General features: G+C 68.6%; 16 protein-coding genes. 9 read left to right on the plus strand and 7 right to left on the minus strand.

What is annotated here, in order from left to right; all coding sequences use genetic code 11:
* The first annotated feature begins 86 nt into the window (after window positions 1–86).
* From ABZ863_RS09430 to ABZ863_RS09440, 3 genes are read left to right on the plus strand one after another with little or no spacing between them, the layout of a single operon-like run.
* A complete protein-coding gene (locus tag ABZ863_RS09430) occupies window positions 87–1,106 on the plus strand; it encodes an amidohydrolase family protein (RefSeq protein ID WP_358532951.1) in 1,020 nt (339 codons plus the stop codon).
* Window positions 1,106–2,218 carry a Gfo/Idh/MocA family oxidoreductase gene (locus ABZ863_RS09435; protein ID WP_358532954.1) on the plus strand — a complete coding sequence of 371 codons (1,113 nt, stop codon included), beginning with the start codon at window positions 1,106–1,108 and terminating at the stop codon, window positions 2,216–2,218. Before ABZ863_RS09430 ends, ABZ863_RS09435 begins: the two co-directional genes overlap by 1 nt.
* Entirely contained in the window at window positions 2,215–3,246 is a 1,032-nt protein-coding gene (locus ABZ863_RS09440) for a Gfo/Idh/MocA family oxidoreductase (protein WP_358532956.1), read from the plus strand. The genes ABZ863_RS09435 and ABZ863_RS09440 overlap by 4 nt, the downstream gene beginning before the upstream one ends.
* Here the strand turns inward: ABZ863_RS09440 and ABZ863_RS09445 are convergent.
* Entirely contained in the window at window positions 3,236–4,309 is a 1,074-nt protein-coding gene (locus ABZ863_RS09445) for an amidohydrolase family protein (RefSeq protein WP_358532958.1), read from the minus strand. The two genes, ABZ863_RS09440 and ABZ863_RS09445, sit on opposite strands and share 11 nt — an antisense overlap.
* Window positions 4,310–4,389: 80 nt before the next feature.
* Here ABZ863_RS09445 and ABZ863_RS09450 point away from each other — a divergent pair, with 80 nt between their 5' ends.
* Both ABZ863_RS09450 and ABZ863_RS09455 read left to right on the plus strand, forming a co-directional pair.
* Entirely contained in the window at window positions 4,390–5,442 is a 1,053-nt protein-coding gene (locus tag ABZ863_RS09450; protein WP_358532961.1) for an Ldh family oxidoreductase, read from the plus strand.
* The gene (locus ABZ863_RS09455) at window positions 5,439–6,305 is read left to right on the plus strand and encodes a fumarylacetoacetate hydrolase family protein (protein ID WP_358532963.1); all 867 of its coding nucleotides are present in this window, start codon (window positions 5,439–5,441) and stop codon (window positions 6,303–6,305) included. Before ABZ863_RS09450 ends, ABZ863_RS09455 begins: the two co-directional genes overlap by 4 nt.
* 45 nt (window positions 6,306–6,350) lie before the next feature.
* On the opposite strand, the gene ABZ863_RS09460 is transcribed toward ABZ863_RS09455, so the two are convergent.
* The 4 genes from ABZ863_RS09460 to ABZ863_RS09475 are packed head-to-tail and all read right to left on the minus strand — an operon-like array spanning window position 6,351 to window position 9,887.
* The gene (locus ABZ863_RS09460) at window positions 6,351–7,094 is read right to left on the minus strand and encodes an ABC transporter ATP-binding protein (RefSeq protein WP_358532965.1); all 744 of its coding nucleotides are present in this window, start codon (window positions 7,092–7,094) and stop codon (window positions 6,351–6,353) included.
* A complete protein-coding gene (locus tag ABZ863_RS09465) occupies window positions 7,087–7,950 on the minus strand; it encodes an ABC transporter permease (RefSeq protein WP_358532968.1) in 864 nt (287 codons plus the stop codon). The genes ABZ863_RS09460 and ABZ863_RS09465 overlap by 8 nt, the downstream gene beginning before the upstream one ends.
* Complete coding sequence (locus ABZ863_RS09470; RefSeq protein WP_358532973.1) at window positions 7,947–8,789, minus strand: ABC transporter permease; 843 nt, start codon at window positions 8,787–8,789, stop codon at window positions 7,947–7,949. The genes ABZ863_RS09465 and ABZ863_RS09470 overlap by 4 nt, the downstream gene beginning before the upstream one ends.
* 42 nt (window positions 8,790–8,831) lie before the next feature.
* The gene (locus tag ABZ863_RS09475) at window positions 8,832–9,887 is read right to left on the minus strand and encodes a hypothetical protein (protein ID WP_358532976.1); all 1,056 of its coding nucleotides are present in this window, start codon (window positions 9,885–9,887) and stop codon (window positions 8,832–8,834) included.
* Window positions 9,888–10,186: 299 nt separating this feature from the next.
* Between ABZ863_RS09475 and ABZ863_RS09480 the strand changes: the two genes are divergently transcribed.
* From ABZ863_RS09480 to ABZ863_RS09490, 3 genes are read left to right on the plus strand one after another with little or no spacing between them, the layout of a single operon-like run.
* Window positions 10,187–11,287, plus strand: coding sequence for an LLM class flavin-dependent oxidoreductase (locus tag ABZ863_RS09480; RefSeq protein WP_358532979.1), 1,101 nt, complete (start codon window positions 10,187–10,189; stop codon window positions 11,285–11,287).
* Window positions 11,284–11,829: a carboxymuconolactone decarboxylase family protein gene (locus ABZ863_RS09485; protein ID WP_358532982.1), complete on the plus strand. Its 546-nt coding sequence runs from the start codon at window positions 11,284–11,286 to the stop codon at window positions 11,827–11,829. The genes ABZ863_RS09480 and ABZ863_RS09485 overlap by 4 nt, the downstream gene beginning before the upstream one ends.
* Window positions 11,826–12,524: an alpha/beta fold hydrolase gene (locus ABZ863_RS09490; RefSeq protein ID WP_358532985.1), complete on the plus strand. Its 699-nt coding sequence runs from the start codon at window positions 11,826–11,828 to the stop codon at window positions 12,522–12,524. The genes ABZ863_RS09485 and ABZ863_RS09490 overlap by 4 nt, the downstream gene beginning before the upstream one ends.
* On the opposite strand, the gene ABZ863_RS09495 is transcribed toward ABZ863_RS09490, so the two are convergent.
* Window positions 12,521–13,804, minus strand: coding sequence for a helix-turn-helix domain-containing protein (locus ABZ863_RS09495; protein ID WP_358532988.1), 1,284 nt, complete (start codon window positions 13,802–13,804; stop codon window positions 12,521–12,523). The two genes, ABZ863_RS09490 and ABZ863_RS09495, sit on opposite strands and share 4 nt — an antisense overlap.
* Window positions 13,805–13,856: 52 nt before the next feature.
* Window positions 13,857–14,849, minus strand: a complete 993-nt coding sequence (locus ABZ863_RS09500) for a Gfo/Idh/MocA family oxidoreductase (RefSeq protein ID WP_358532991.1) — start codon at window positions 14,847–14,849, stop codon at window positions 13,857–13,859.
* Window positions 14,850–15,029: 180 nt separating this feature from the next.
* Between ABZ863_RS09500 and ABZ863_RS09505 the strand changes: the two genes are divergently transcribed.
* Window positions 15,030–16,187: a flavin reductase gene (locus tag ABZ863_RS09505; RefSeq protein ID WP_358532993.1), complete on the plus strand. Its 1,158-nt coding sequence runs from the start codon at window positions 15,030–15,032 to the stop codon at window positions 16,185–16,187.
* Window positions 16,188–16,251 lie beyond the last annotated feature (64 nt).

A 16,251-nucleotide genomic window follows, 5' to 3' on the forward strand; every position in this document is an offset into this window, starting at 1 on the left:
GCGGAAACTGACGGAAAGGCACATTGTTGCCCCCAGTCGATCTCTCTAGCGTCGGTGTGTGGCCGGGCTGACCAGGGAGGACGCTGATGACCACAGTGCGCCGCGACGACGGGCCCGTCGTCGACATCCACTGTCACCGCGAGTGCGGGCCTGCCGCCGAGCTGATGCGGGACGCTGCGCGTGCCGCAGGCAAGGTGGCGCTCGGGCACGGTGACGCCGTCACGCGGGCGGTGAACGAGCGACAGCTCGCGACGATCAGACCCAAGATGGACCTGCTGGATGTGCGGCTCGCGGACATGGACCGGATGGGGGTGGACATCCAGGCGGTCGCCGTCGCGGTGTACCAGTTCTACTACTGGGCCGATCCGGAGCTGGGCGCCAAGGTCGCGCGGATCGTGAACGAGGAGCTGGTCGAGGCGACCTCCGCCCACCCGGACCGGTTCCTCCCGCTCGGCACGGTCCCGTTGCAGGACACCGAGGCCGCCGTGACGGAGTTGCGTTATCTCGTCACCGAACTGGGCATGCGGGGCATCGAGATCGGTACCCACGTGGAGGGGGAGGAGATCTCGGCCGAGCGGCTCGACCCGTTCTGGGCGGAGGTGGCGCGGCTCGGCGCCGTCGTCGTCATCCACACCCAGGGCCACACACACCCGCAACGGTTGCAGGGCCACAACTTCGTCAACATCATCGGGCACGCGTTCGAGGCGACGCTCGCCACCGCGCACCTGATCTTCGACGGTGTCCTCGAACGGCATCCCGACCTGAAGCTGGTCGTCGTGCACGGCGGCGGTTACCTGCCTGCCTACGCGGGCCGGATCGACCACGGCTGGCGCGCCAGGGACGACGTCCGGCAAGGGGTGCCCGAGCTGCCGAGCAGCTACCTGCGCAAGTTCTACTTCGACACCATGGTGTTCGAGCCCGACCAGCTGAGGTACCTGGTCGACAAGTACGGCGCGGACCACGTCCTGCTCGGTACCGACTACCCGTACGACATGGGCGAGGGCGATCCGCTGGCGCTGATCGGCGCCATGCCGGGGTTGGACCAGCGGCAGGTCGACCTGATCACCGGCGGCAACGCCGCCCGGCTCCTCGGGGTGGTGCGGTGATGGGCATCGGGCTCGCGATCATCGGCTGCGGCACCGTCGGCCGCATCCGTGCCGCGCTCGCGCGCGAGTATCCGGCGGTCACCTGGCTCGGTCTGTGCGACGTCCACGAGCCGACGCTGAAGCAGCTCGCCGCCGACACTCGCGCTGACTTCGCCACCACCGGCACGGCCGAGCTGTTGCGGCACCCCGAGGTGACGGCAGTGATCGTCGCGACCGACGAGAGCCAGCACGTCGACCCGATCCTGCGCGCGGTCGAGCATGGTCACCCGCTGTTCATCGAGAAGCCCCTCGCCACCGACCCGGTCGAGTCGGCGCACGTGCTCGCCGCGATCGAGTCTGCCGGCGTCGACGCGGTCGTCGGCTACACGCAGCGGTTCCGGCGTCGCTTCCTCGCGGTCAAGCAGCGCCTGCGGGATGGGCAGATCGGTGCGGTGACCTCGGTGACCACACGGGCGTTCATGAACCGGATGGTGCCAGAGGCGACGCTGCGCAAGGTGAAGGACACCGCGAACCTCACCCCGATGGTCGTCTCCGGCACCCACAGCCTTGACATGAGCATGTGGCTGCTGGAGGGCAGGACCCCGGTCGAGGTCTACGCCCGCTCGATCGACCGCGTGCTCGGCGAGCTGGGCACGAAGGACGGCACGTTCGGCATCTTCACGATGGACGACGGCACGTTGTTCAGCATGAACATCAACTGGGCCCTGCCGTCGGTCTGGCCCGGTGCGGTCTATGGGCTGGAGATCGGCATCGTCGGCACCGCAGGGGCGATCGACATCGAGGACACCCACCGCGACGTGATCGTCGCCTCCGAGTACCCGCAGCCGGCCGGGTACCGCAGCCGGGGGTTCGAGGCGCCTGCGCCGCGGCATGTCGACTTCGTCGGCAGTTATCCACCGGGCGACCTGTCCGACGGCCTGCTGTGGGGGCCGATGCGGGAGGAGACCATGTCCTGGTTCTCCCGGCTCTCCACGGGTGTTCGTACTCCACATGCGACTGTCCGGGACGGACATTCGAACCTCCTGCTTACCATGGCGATGGATTACTCCGCCCGCATCGGCAAACCCGTCACGCTGCCGGTCGCCCCGGAAGAACTGCGAGGGAACCCATGACCGGTCCACTCTGCGTCGGCGTCATCGGCACCGGGTGGTGTGGCGGGATCCGCGCGGTGGCGTCCGCACGCAGCCCGCTGGTGGGCGAGCTGCACCTCGCCGATATCCGCCAGGAGCGGCTGGCCGAGGTGGCCGAGCTGGCTGGGCCCGCGAAGTCCACTGAGGACTGGACGGAGCTGGTCGCGAACCCGGCGATCGACGCGATCATGGTGTCGGCCACGCCGGAGACGCTGCACTACCCGATGGCGAAGGCCGCGCTCGAGGCAGGCAAGCACGTGCTGCTGGAGAAACCGATCGCGCTCACACTGGCCGAGGCCGACGAGCTGATCGCGCTCGCCGAGTCGCAGCGCCTCAAGTTCACCATCGGCTACTCGCAGCGGTTCAACAGCAAGCAGGCGATGATCAAGCGGGCGATCGACGACGGCACGCTGGGCACCGTCACCAGCATTCTGCTGAGCAGGCACATCACCCGCTCGCTCGGCGCCAAGATCAGTGCGCGGACCCCGCTGTCGCCCGCCGCGATGGAAGCCACCCACGACCTGGACTTCGCGTTCTGGTGTCTGGGCGACCGGCGGCCGGTACGGGTCTACTCCCAGAACGCGTGGGGCGTGCGCCGGGAAACCCTCGGTTCGCCCGACACCCAGTACCTCGTCGTGACGATGGATGACGGAGTGGTGGTCACCGTCGGCGCGGGTATGTCGCTGCCGCCTGGGTATCCGAACCAGTCCACGACCTGGATCGAGGTGCTCGGCACCGACGGCGCGATCCTCGCCGACGCGAGCCACCGCGACATCGTGCTCAACACGGTCGCCGACGGGGTGCGGTTCCCGCTGTCGACGATGCCCGGGGAGTACGTCGACCACGTGTACGCCGGCCCCATGGAACGGGAGACCACCCACTTCCTGGAGGCGGTCGCCTACGACCGGCCGGTCATGGTCGACCCGCGGCTCGCGCGGGTGACCATGGAGGTGTACCTCGCCGCCGACGAGTCGGCGGCGAGGGGTGAGGCCGTGGCGATCAGAGCCTGAGCAGCCGTTCGGCGTTACCGCCCAGCACCTGCCGCGCCTCGTCCTCGCCGAGTCCGGCCCGTGCCAGGAAGCCGAGCGGGTCGGTGGTGCCCATGTCGAACGGGTAGTCGGTGCCCAGCAGCACATGGTCGGCGCCGAACTCGGAGACGAGGTGGCGCACCATGCCGGGCTCGAAGACGTTCGTGTCGAAGTACAGCTCGCGCAGGTAGTCGCTCGGCGGGCGGCTGATGTGCTTGCGCAGCTCGGGACGCACCGTGAACGCGTGGTCGGTGCGGGCGAAGTAGAACGGGAGGTAGCCGCCGCCGTGAACGACGATCATCTTCAGGCCGGGGTGTCGCTCCCACACGCCGCCGAGGATCATGCGCGTGGTGGCCAATGTGGACGCCAACGGCATGCACATGACGTTGACCAGGTAGTAGTCCGTCATCCGTTGCCCATGCGTGAAGCCCTGCGGGTGCATGATCGCGACCATCCCCAGCTCGGCTGCCGCCTCCCACACCACGTCGAACCGCGGGTGGTCCAGGTCGAGCCCGACGACGTCGGCGCTCAGCTCGAATCCGGTGAAACCGAAGTCCCGCCGTGCTTCCCGCATGACCTCGACGGCCAGCTCCGGGTGGTTCATCGGCACGTTCGCCACCGCGGCGAACCGGTCCGGGTACCGCGCGACCACCTCGGCGAACCGCTCGTGCTGCACCCGGCACGCCCGCAGGGCGTGCTCCTCGTCGAGCCAGTAGAAGTACTCCGTCGGCGGCACGGAGAGCACTTGCGTGTCGACGCCCTGTCTGTCCATGTCGGACAGCCGGACCTCGGCGTCCTCGAACTGCCCGGTCTGCCGGTCGCTCGCGCGGTACTCCCGGTTGTAGCGCAGGGTCTCCGGCGACGAGTAGAGCGTGCGCGGTTCCAGTTCGGGCCGGAAGAACGGCGCGGCGATGGCGCCTGCCGCAGGTACCGACAGGTGCGTGTGGACGTCGACGACCCGAAACGGTGGTTTCGTGGCAGCGGTGGGCGTTATTGCCGGCGCCAGTTCCGGCCACCATTCCGCAGGCGATTCCGCATCAGTCATGACCTCCATTCTGCATATTACTCCCGGCCACCACCAGGTGTGTTAGAGACAATTTCCGAAACTGATGGAAGGGCATTCTGATGCGCTTTTCCAGCGACCAGCTTGTGTCTTTTTGCGCTGCATTGTTCCGAGCCGCGGACGTGCCGGCCCGCCACGCTGAGACCACGGCACGGCGGCTCGTCGAAGCGGATCAGCGCGGGCGCACGGGGCACGGACTGATCCGTGCCGCGCCCTACCTGCAACGTCTGCGGGCCGGTGGTATCGACCCGCGCGCCGAGCCCGCGGTCCGGCGGGAGACGCCGGTCTCCGCGCAGGTCGACGGCGCCAACGGGCTCGGGCAGGTCGCCATGACGCTGGCCACCGAGGTGGCCGTTGCCAAGGCGGCCGCGAACGGTGTCGCGGTCGTGGGCACGGTCAACTCCAACCACGCCGGCGCGGCGGGGCTGTACCCGGCGATGGTCGCCGGGCACGGTCTCGTCGGGCTGTACCTGGCGGTGGCCAACGCGAACGGGATGCCGCCGTGGGGCGGGACCACGCCACTGCTCGGTCCCAATCCGCTCGCCATCGCGATCCCCACCGAGTGGGGGCCGCCGTTCGTGCTGGACATCGCCACGACCGCCGCGTCGCACGGGACGATCAAGGTTGCGCGGCAGGCCGGGACACCGTTGCCGCCCGGGTGGGTGGTGGATGCCGACGGTCAGCCCATCACCGACCCGGACCGGGCCGACGACGGCTTCCTCGTGCCCATCGGCGGTTACAAGGGTTCCGGGCTCACGATCGCCATCGGCCTGCTCGCCGGGGTGCTGGGCGGCGCCGCGTTCGCCCACGAGGTCCTCGACCACCGCCTCGACCCGCGCACGCCGACCAACACCGGCCAGCTACTCATCGCGTTCCGCGCGGACCTGTTCCGCCCGATGGGCGACGTGCTCGCCGAGCTGACCCGGCACCTGGAGTTGCTGCGGTCCTCCGGCAGCCGTGACGGCAGCCCGCTGCGGCTGCCCGGTGACGAGGCGGCACGCCAGGTTGCCGAAAGCGCCCGCGCCGGAGTAGACGTTCCCACCGCCGTACTGGACGCCCTCAACACCGAGGCAGAGCGGGCCGGAATTCCGCCGCTCGGAAAGGACGAGAAATGAAGCTGGTGACCTTCCGGCACGACAATCGCACGGGAATCGGCGCACTGCGCCCGGACGGGGCTGTCATCGATTTCGCCGCCGATCCGGGGCTGCCGGAAACAATGGTGGAATTCGTCGGACAGGGCAAGGCGGCGCTGGCACGGGCCGTCGAGGTGACCGCGGCGCTGCACGCCGCCGAGGTGACCCTGCTGGCGCCGATCCGCCCGAGGAACAATGTCATGTGCGTCGGCAAGAACTATGTCGACCACGCCACGGAGTTCTCCGGCAGCGGCTTCGACGCCTCCCAGCGGCAGGCGCTACCCGACCAGCCGATCATCTTCACCAAGGCGCTGTCCTCGGTCATCGGACCGGGCGAGGACATCGACGTCTCCGCCGACCGGACAGCTACCAGCGACTACGAGGGTGAGCTCGCGGTCGTCATCGGCGCGGGTGGGACCCGGATCGCCGCCGAGGACGCCGAGGACCACGTGTACGGCTACACGATCGTCAACGACATGACGATCCGCGAGTTGCAGAAGCGGCATGTGCAGTTCTTCGTCGGCAAGAGCGCGGCGACGTACTGCCCGATCGGCCCGTGCGTGGTCACCAGGGACGAGATCGAGGACGTCACCGCGCTGTGGGTCCGTACCACCGTGAACGGCGAGCAGCGCCAGGCCGCACCGGTCGCCGACCTGATCTTCGACATCCCCACGCTGATCGAGACGATCTCGGCGGCGGTCGCGCTCGAACCAGGTGACGTGATCGCCACCGGAACCCCCGCCGGTGTGGGCATCGGCTTCGACCCACCGCGCTACGTGCGGCCGGGCGACCGCATCGAGATCACCGTCGACGGGATCGGCACCCTGGCCAACCGCGCGGTCTGACCGGTGGGGCGCGGTCGGGCCGAGACCCGGTCGCGCCCACCACCGTCAGGCCGGGTTCAGTGCGCCGATCCGTTCGAAGGTGCGGAACACGTCGGCCTTCGCGAGCGCGACGTCGGAGTCGGAGACGTCCCGCGGGAACGGCAGATCGACCGGGACGTCCTCGGCGAGCCGACCGCCCTTGGCGAACACCAGGATCCGGTTGGACAGCTCGACCGCCTCGCCCACGTCGTGCGTCACGAACACCACCGTCTTGCCCGTGGCCTGCCACATGGCGTGCAGCTCCGCGCGCAGCACCCTGGCGGTGATCGCGTCGAGGTGGCTGAACGGTTCGTCCATGAACAGCACGTCCGGCTCGGTCGAGAAGGCACGCGCGATGCCGACGCGCTGCTGCATGCCGCCGGACAGCTCGCCGGGGAACTTCTTCGCCTTGTCACCGAGCTGCACCATCTCCAGGTACCGCTGGCAGCGCTCACGGGTCTGGGCCGACCGGTCGTCCTGGACGAACAGCAGGTTGTCCAGCACGGTCCGCCACGGCAGCAGCCGCGCCGCCTGGAACACGTAGCCCGCCCGTGCAGGCCTGCCGTCCTGGGTGATGGAGACCGTCCCGTTGGTCGGCGTCTCGATACCGGACAGGATGTTCAGCAGTGTCGACTTGCCGCACCCGGACGCGCCGACGACCGACACGAAGACGTGCCCGCCGAAGTCCAGGCTCACGTCGTCGAGTGCGACGACCTTGTCGGCGCCCGCGCCGAACTCCTTGTGCAGGTTCTGAACCAGGATGTCAGCCACGACGGGACTCCTCCACGGTGTCGGCGGCGGTGAACTGCTCCTCGACGACCTCGCCGGACGTGGCGGGCCGCCACCGGAAGAACCGGTCGGACAGCTTGTCGAACAGGAGCTTCTCGAAGATCAGGGCGAAGATGACGAACAGCAGTGCGTAGCCGACCACACCGTAGGCGCGATGCGCGTCGTACCAGAACTTGATGGTCCAGCCCGCGCCGTCCTGTCCGCCGAACACCTCGGCGACCACCAGGCCCTTCCAGCCGAGCGCGAACGCGTATCGGCCGGCGGCGAACAGGAACGGCATGAGCGACGGGATGAGCACGTGCCGGATGGTCCGCTCGCGGGGCACTCCGAATGCGTCGGCCATGTCGTAGAGCTCGCTCGGGGTGTTCCGCACGCCCTCCCGGACGTTGATGATCACGTATGGCACTGCGGTCAGAACGACGGTCACTATCGGGCCGATGTCGCCGAAGCCGAAGGCGAGGCTGCAGAACAGTGCCCACGCCAGGTTCGGCATTGCGAGGATCGCGACCACCCAGTCGTTGAAGAACGCGTTGACCGATGTGGACAGACCCATGCCGAGGCCGATCACGCTGCCGATCACCATCGCGATCAGCATGCCGATCCCCAGGCGCTGCAAGGAGATCCAGAACGTCTCGTACACGTTGTGTGGAGCGAGTGTCTCGCCGGTCAGCTCGTTCCACATGAACTCGCCGACCTGCAACGGCGTCGGCAGGACGTCCACCGCGAACGGCCAGACCGCCGTGACCAGCTCGACGGTCAGCAGCCACACCGCGAGGCACACCAACGGAAAGGCGAGCCGGCCGGACAGCGGGCCGGTCAGGAACCGCCGCGCCCTCATGACCGGATCGTCTTCCGCCACGCGAAGAAGCGCCGCTCGATGACCTCGAGGACGACCTTCTCCAGGAACAGGGCCAGCACGTAGAACGCGAGTATCCAGGTCAGGAACTCGGGTAGCCGGAACAGCTGGGTCGCCGTCCGCATCTCGAACCCGATGCCGCTGGATGAGGAGAACACCTCTGTCAGCACGGTCACCTTCCATGCCATGGAGAACCCGAACCGGACGCCGGTGAAGACGAACGGCGCCAGGTGCGGGATCACGATGTGGCGGTTGCGTTTGAGCACACCGACGCCGAACGAGCGGGCCATGTCGATCAGGTCGGTCGGCAGGGTCTTGATGCCCTCGGACACGTTGACGGTGATGATCGCGAATGTGGTCAGCACGATCGCGATCAGCGGCCCGGCTTCACGGTTGCCGAAGATGATCGCGGTGATCAGCGCCCAGATCAGGCCGGGGGTGGTGACGCCGATGGTGACCGCGTCCCGGAAGAACCCGGCGAGAAACCTGTTCTGCATCAGCATGCCGACGAGCACACCGACCACGAACGCCAGTGCGAACCCGATCGCGATCCTGGTGAGCGTGGTGGCGAACGCGTCGGGTACCTTCCCGGTCGCCCACAGGTCGCCGAAGGTGGCGAACACAGCGGACGGGCCGGGCAGGAGGGTCTCGGGCATGAACCGGCCGGACGCGAACTCCCACAGGCCGAGGAAGAACGCGTAGCCTGCCAGTCGCCAGAACCAGGTCTTGAACCGTTGTCGTCTGCGCGCCCTCCTGGCCAGCTCCTCTTCGCTGACCCGGCGCGGCCCGTCAGTGGACACGGGGGCTACTGCGGTCGTCACGGTCTCTCCTTCGGGTCCGGACGATGGGGTCGTTCGGCTCGGTCAGTCGCTGGTCGGCTCGAGTGCGACGAATCGCGGCTGTGGAGCGTCGGCTGCCAGGTAGTTGTGGTTGTCGGGGTTCAGGTCCTTCATCAGCTCCCAGATCGCGGTTTCCGAGGCGATCCAGTCCTCGTCGAGGAACACGTTGTCCACGAACCAGTCCTTGTCGCCGCTGACGAACTCGGTGATGTACTCGATGTCCTCATCGGACTCGACGGAGAAGTGCTGCGGGAACCGGGCGACAGTCTGCGCCTTCTGTTCCTTCCACATGTCGATGCCCGTCTGCCACAGCTCCAGGAACGCCACGGCGAGGTCGGTGTTCTCGTTGAACCACTTCTCGGTTGCGACGAAGTTGTTGCCCAGTACGTGTTTCTCTCCGTCGCTGTCGGGCGCGAACTCCTGGTAGAGCTGGAAGGGCAGCTTCCCGTCGTACATGATCTCCAGCTCGCCCTTGCGCAGCTGCGGCACCGCGGCCTCGGGGATGATCGCCGCCGCCTCACAGTCACCGCGGAGCAGATTGGTCGGGTTGACGAAGTGGTCGTTGACGATGAGCTGGAAGTCGCCGCCGCCGACGCGGTAGTCGAGGTCGTGCATCTCCTTGGCGGCCAGCGTCCAGAACGCCGTGTTCGAGGTGGGACCGGACACGCAGATCTTCGATCCCTTCGGGATGTCGGCGAGCGTCTCGTAGGGGTCGCCCGCGCGGCGGAACAACGGCACCCGCTGGTAGTTGTACTTGCCGAACGTGACCGTTTTGATCTTCGTCTCGGTCTCGAGGACCGGGGTCTCCTGAGTGGACATCGACACGATGTCCCCGTGCCCGCCCGCGAAGTAGGTGAACTCGTCCCACGTCGTGCTGGTCTCGATGCGCACGCCGTGCTCCGCCTCCCACTTCTGGATCGTTCCGGACTGCTTCAGCAGGTCCCACACCGGATCCGGGGCGAACGCGAAACGGATGACCTCGCCACCGGCGTTGGCCGCAGGCCCGGTTCCGCAGCCGGTCGCGATCAGTCCGATCGCGACGGTGGCCGCGATGAGCCGCAGTCCGTTGGTGACTCTCACGGGATTGCCTCCCTTTCTTGCGAGCCATCGAGGCTTCATTGCCTGCGCTACGGAGGGTGACTCGTGTCACTTATTAGAGATAGAGGGCCGTGGTGACGCACTGTCGGGTGGCGTGATTTTTGGTCGTGAACGGTGCCGCAGACCGTAACGCCCGAGCCCGGGAAGGCAGGCTGTGCCTGCGGAACTGTTGCCTCGCGTCACCTCGCGCCCGCGGATTTCACAGGCGTCGTCACTGCGTGCGGGGGTGGGGTCACGAAAACTTGGTGCCACCGATTCCCCGCACGATACAGGGAGATGCCATGCGCCTCGGCTACTTCTCGATGCCGCTGCACCCGCTGGGCCGCCCGTGGCGGGAGACGCTGGGAGAGGACCGCGAGGCGGTCGTGCTCGCCGACCGGCTGGGCTTCCACGACGCGTTCATCGGCGAGCACCTCACCGACCGGCACGAGAACATCACCAACAGCCTGCTGTTCCTGGCCACGCTGATCTCCGACACCGAGCGGATTCGCCTCGCCACGGGCACGACGAACCTCTCGCACCAGCATCCGGTGCTGGTCGCCGCACACGCCGCGATGTTCGACCACCTCGCTGACGGCCGCTTCATCCTGGGGGTCAGCCCCGGCGCGCTGCCGTCGGACGCCGAGGTGCTCGGCATCCTCGACGAGGACCGCGACCAGCTGTTCGCCGAGGCGATCGACATCATCACCGCGGTGTGGGAGTCCGACCCTCCCTACAAGCTGGACCTGCCTGGCAACCGCTTCGCGGTCACCACCGAGTCGACGATCGACCTGGACCTCGGCGTCGGCGTGCTGCCCAAGCCGCTCCAGTCACCGCGCCCCGAGATCGTCGGCACCGTCGTGGCGCCGTTTTCGAAGGGGGTCGTCGCAATGGGACAGCGGGACTTCCACCCGCTCTCGGCGAACTTCCTGCTGCCCCAGTGGGTGGCAACCCACTGGCCGAACTACGTGCAGGGCAAGGAGTCCGCAGGCGCGCCGGTGTCCACCGCCGACTGGCGGGTCGCCCGCACCATTTTCGTCGCCGACGACCCGGCGGTCGCCGAGGACTACGGCCGTGACGCCGAGAACAGCCCGTACCGGTACTACTACGGCAAGGTGCTGGCGAAGATGCGCAAGATCGGCAGGCTGGGCCTGTTCAAGACGCACCGCGAGCAGCCGGACGACGAGATCACCCTCGACCACGTGCTGTCCGAACTGGTCATCACCGGGACGCCGGAGCAGGTGGCCGAGCAGATCGTGGCGTTGCGTGAGGTGACCGGTGACTTCGGCGAACTCGTCTACGCCGGACTGGACTGGGTGGACCCGCACCTGGCCCGGCGCTCGATGGAGCTGATGGCCGAGCGGGTCATGCCTGCCGTGAACGCCGCGATCGGCGCCGCGTGAGTACCGAACGACTACCGCCACCCGAATACTTGACCGACGCGCAGCAGACAGCGGCGGACCGGCTCATCGCCGGACCGCGCGGCGAGCTGACCGGGCCGTTCGGCCCGCTGCTGCGCAGCCCGGAGCTGCTGACCCGGCTGCAACTCGTCGGCGAGTACCTGCGGTTCGACTCGCTTGTGGACGACGACCTGGTGGAGCTGGTGATACTGACCGTGGCCAGGGCGTGGGACCAGCAGTTCGAGTGGGGTTTCCACCACCCGATCGCGCTCGCCACGGGGCTGCCGCCGGACGTCGTCGACAGCGTCGGTCGGGGTCGCAGGCCACAGGGCAGGACGGCCGTCGGTGTGGTCTGGGACCTGGTCGACGAGCTGCAACGGACCGGCGGGGTGTCCGACGACGTATACGACGCCGCGGTCGCGGAACTGGGGGAGGAGCAGGTCGTGGAGGTCGTGGGCACGGCAGGCTACTACACGACATTGGCCATGATCATGAACGTCGCACGCACACCGCCGCCGGCAGGCGCACCGGAGCTGCCGTCATGAGCCGCACGGTGTTGCTGCACCCGCTGGGCACCGACAGCCGCTGCTGGGACGATGTTCGCCTCGGCGCCGGGTCCTTCGCGATCGACCTGCCAGGACACGGCGGCGCCCCGGCACTGCCGCGCGGTGCGGACGTCGCCGACTTCGCCGCCGTGGTGGCCGACGCGCTCGACGGCGAACGCGTCCACGTCGTGGGTGCATCGCTGGGCGGCCTGGTCGCGCAGCACCTCGCGGCCGAGTACCCCGGCCTGGTCGACCGGCTCGTGCTCGTGGACACCGTCACCGTCTATCCCGGCCAGATGCGGCGGATGTGGCGCGAGCGCGCGGCGATGGCCCGGGACCGGGGCCTTGCCGAGCTGGCAGACCCCATGGCCGCGATGTGGTTCACGGCGCCCTTCGCGGCAGGTCCGGTCGCGGCGCGTATCCGCGAGTGGTTCCTCGCGATGGACCCGGAGAGCTACGCGCGCGCCTGCGAGGCGCTCGCGACCGCCGACACCACCGGGGCTGTGATCGCCGCGCCGACGCTGGTCGTCTGCGGGTCGGCGGACCTTCCTCCGTTCACCGACGGCGCCCGCCTGCTGCACGAGCGCATTGCCGGCGCGGAACTGGCCTGGCTCGACGGGAAGCACGCCGCGTTCCTCGAGCGCGCCGCCGCCTTCGGCGCCGAGCTGCGTCGGTTCCTGGCTCTGGACTCCTAACTCCCGAGCAGGCGGACAAGACGGATCGCGACCTGCACCTCGGTGCGCCGCTCCTGCAGGGAGTGGCCGAGTACCTGTTCGGCTTTCTGCAGCCTATTGCGGACGGTGTGCTCGTGTAGCTGCAGGTGCTCGGCTGTGGCCACGTGACTGCCGAGCCGGAACGAGGTCTCCAGTGTCTCGCGCAGCCTCGTCGCCTCCGCCGTGTCGGTGGCGAGCGAACCCAGCTCCGCGTGGACGAAACCGCGCGCCAGTTCGGTGTTCTGCAGCAGCAGGATCTCCAGGCCTGCGTCGGAGTACCTGATCACCCGGGGCGCGTTGTGCACGCCCCACGCGGCCCGGACCCGTTCCGTCTCGCTGGTTTGCCGCAGCGTGGCACGGAACCCCTCGATGCCGATGTTCGGGTCGCTGATCGAGGCGGTTGCGCCGACCTTGTCGAGTACATTGTGGACAGCGTCGAGATTGGACGGATGCCATGGCTCCAGCCGGCACAGCCACACGACCGTGCTGGTCAGTGCCAGCGGGTACGGCAGGGTCTCGTAGGCCTTGGTGGCCGACCGCAGCCCGTCGGCGAGCTGGGTGGCCGCGCCCTCGGCCATGTCGGGCAGGAGGACGGCGACGTGGTGGCCGTCGAGGTGGTAGGCCAGGATCGCGAGGTCGGACGCGGTCAGCCCCGCCTCGTCACCGCGCAGGATGTCGCGGACGAGGTTCTGCCGCACGTGCGCCCTGGTTCGGGACAGCGCCTCGTAGTCACGGGTGTAGGTCTCGGCGACCTTCGAGGCGACGTGGTCCTGGTAGGTCAGGATGACCCTGGTCAGCTGCGCCAGCGCGGCGAGGGCGTCGTTGCGGCCGAGGTCATCGCGTTCGATCCGGGCACGCAGGTGCGCGGTCCACAGCTCCCACTGGGTGTAGAAGCTGACCCGGTACGACCGCTGCATCGACTTCTGGGGGATGCGCAGTTGCGCTTGGACGGTCGCGAACGCGAGTACCCGGTCGAGCCGCACGTCCTCGAGGTCGACGCGCCCGGCGAGCACGTCCTGCAGGGCATAGGCGTTCTGCGTCACGCTCGCCCGCAGCCGCGCCATGAACGCCTCGTCGTCGCGGTGGTTGGTGAACACCGCTGTGCTGCACCGCTCCACCACGGCATCCACCATGGCGGGAACGTCGAAGTCGTCGGCGGCGTCGCGCACCGACTCGGGCAGCGGGCGGCCGTCGAACCAGGTGTCCGGCGGCCCGGAGGGGCACTCGTGTGCCGCGAGGACGTCACCGACAGTCGTTGTCATGTCGTCTCCCATCGGCCACACCTTACGGTGGATCCGGCCATCCTCCGAGGGTTCAGCCGACCCGCTCGACCTGCCCAGACCTGGCCGATCGGGTGATGGCCTCGAAGGTCTCGACGTTCGCCAGCATCTCGTCGAGCGTCACCGGGTAGGTCAGCTCGCCCGCCGCGGCGCGGGCGAACTGCTCGATGTTCTCCCGCACCGACGGGTGCGGCGGCTGGAAGGTGGTGACCGGCTCCGCGCCGCGGTGCACGGTCGTCACATCCCAGCCCTGGGGTTGCTCAGGGTGGTTGCGGTCGCGGATCTCCACCCAGCCCCGCGAGCCCAGCAGCGCGATCCGGCCCGCGAACGGCGTCGTGAGTACCGCGGTGATCAACGCCGTCTCGCCGCGGGGGAAGGCCAGCGTGATGGTGAGCGTGTCGCCGTTCGCGAACCCGGTGGCGAGGGTCGCGAGCCGGGCCCACACCGACACCGGGCGCCCGAACAGTGCGATGGCGAGGTCGACGAGGTGAATGCCGGTCGCCGAGAGGGGGCCGACCGGCGCCTCGGTGTCGGACAGCCGCCAGTTGTCGGCGGGCAGGTCGAGGAACTTGTCCTGGCTGAAGTTGCCTTCGAACACCAGCGGGGTGCCGAACTCGCCCGCCGCGCACCTGCTCAGCAGCGCCACGACCGCTGGTTCGAACCGTTTCTCGTGCCCGATGCCGAGCTGCACGCCTGCCGAGGTGACCGCGTCGATGGCCTTCCTGGCGTGCGCGCCGGTGGTCGTCAGCGGTTTCTCGCAGAACACGTTTTTGCCCGCCTGCGCGGCCGCGACGATCTGGTCGGCGTGGAACTTGTGCGGGGTGCAGAGAATGACGGCATCCACCTTCTCGTCCGCGAGCGCGTGCTCGAAGTCGGTGGCAGCCGCGACACCCAGCGCGTCGGCCGCGGCACGGCCGTCAGGACTGGGATCCACGCCAAGACAGACTCGGATGTGCGGGCTGTCCCGTAGGTCGCCGACGACCTTCCGGCCCCACCAGCCGAGTCCGATGACCGCTGCGTTCATCATCTGTCCGAGTCAACGGCATGTGCCCGTTTCCTGGCCCGGTCGGCGGACGTGAAACTTCCCGCCGCGGCTTGGCTGATTCCGTCATTCCCCTGGCCTGTAACGCCCTCCGCCACCACGAATGCGCGAAGTTCACGGTGACCGTCACTGCGGGTGCGTGCCGGGGTTTGTTCAATGGCAATCATGACGCGCGGGCAGAGAACAGAACTCAACGGCGCGGGACCGGTCGACCCGGAACGGTTCCGGCACGTCGTCGGGCATCTCGCGAGCGGCGTGACGGTGCTGACCACCGCACACGGCGACCAGCGGTTCGGCATGACGGCCAGCTCCGTGACCTCGCTGTCGCTCGATCCGCCGATGATGCTCGCGTGCGTCAACAACGCGGTGCCGACGGCTGCGGCGGTGGCGGGCGCGGGGACGTTCGTCGTCAACGTGCTCGGTGAGAACCAGAGCGAGCTGGCGCGCCAGTTCGCCGTGCCGAGCAGCGACAAGTTCCGCGACGTCAGGGTCCACACCGGAAAGCTGGGCGTGCCGGTGCTGACCGATGCCTTGGCGCACCTCGAATGCGACGTCGTCGAGCAGTTCGGCGGCGGGACGCACACCGTCTTCATCGGCCGCGTGCTGTCCGCGACCGCGGGCGCGGGCCAACCGCTGACCTACTTTCGCGGGGACTTCGGCCGCTTCGAGTTCGCCCGCGACGACAGCGCCTACCGCAAGGCGCGGCAGCAGGTGCTCAGCCGGGTCTATCCGGCGGACGAGGTGATCGTGCTCGAGGACCTGGCGCAGCGGCTGGCGGTGGACCGGGCGGGCGCGTTCTACGCGCTGACCCGGCTCGCCGCCGACGGGCTGGTGCGCCGCGACCCGGACCGGGGATATGTCGTCACCCAGTTCGACGTCAGGACCTCGGACGAGACGTTCGACGCCCGCCTCGCGATCGAGCTGGGAGTGATCGAGCTGTGCATCGGCCGGTCGACGCCGGCCGAGCTGGCCGAGCTGCGTGCCCGGTTCGAGAGGATGGCGGCGTTGCTCGTGGGAGACAGGTTCGTGGACTTCGACGGCTACCTGGACGCGAACTACGCGTTCCACGAGTACCTGGTGAGCCTGGCGCACAACCGCCTGCTGACGACGACCTTCGGCGGTCTGAGCATCAAGAGTGTGATGACCCGCAGTTTCGGCTCGACGCCTGTCACCTCGCAGAGGTTCATCAACGTGCAACGGGGCCTGACGGAGGCGTTCGAACGCGCCGACCGCCCCGCCGCCCGCGAATCGGCCCGCGCCTACTGCGAACTGGCCAAACAACGGGTTCGCGAAATCCTCGCCCACACCGGCGGCCGACTCTGACGGGCCACGTCCAATGTGGACTTGACCAGCGACCCGACCCTCCTTCGTCACGCGGATGCGCGGT

Origin of the sequence: Saccharomonospora sp. NPDC046836 (assembly GCF_040645195.1) — a bacterium.
Taxonomy (GTDB): Bacteria; Actinomycetota; Actinomycetes; order Mycobacteriales; family Pseudonocardiaceae; genus Prauserella_A.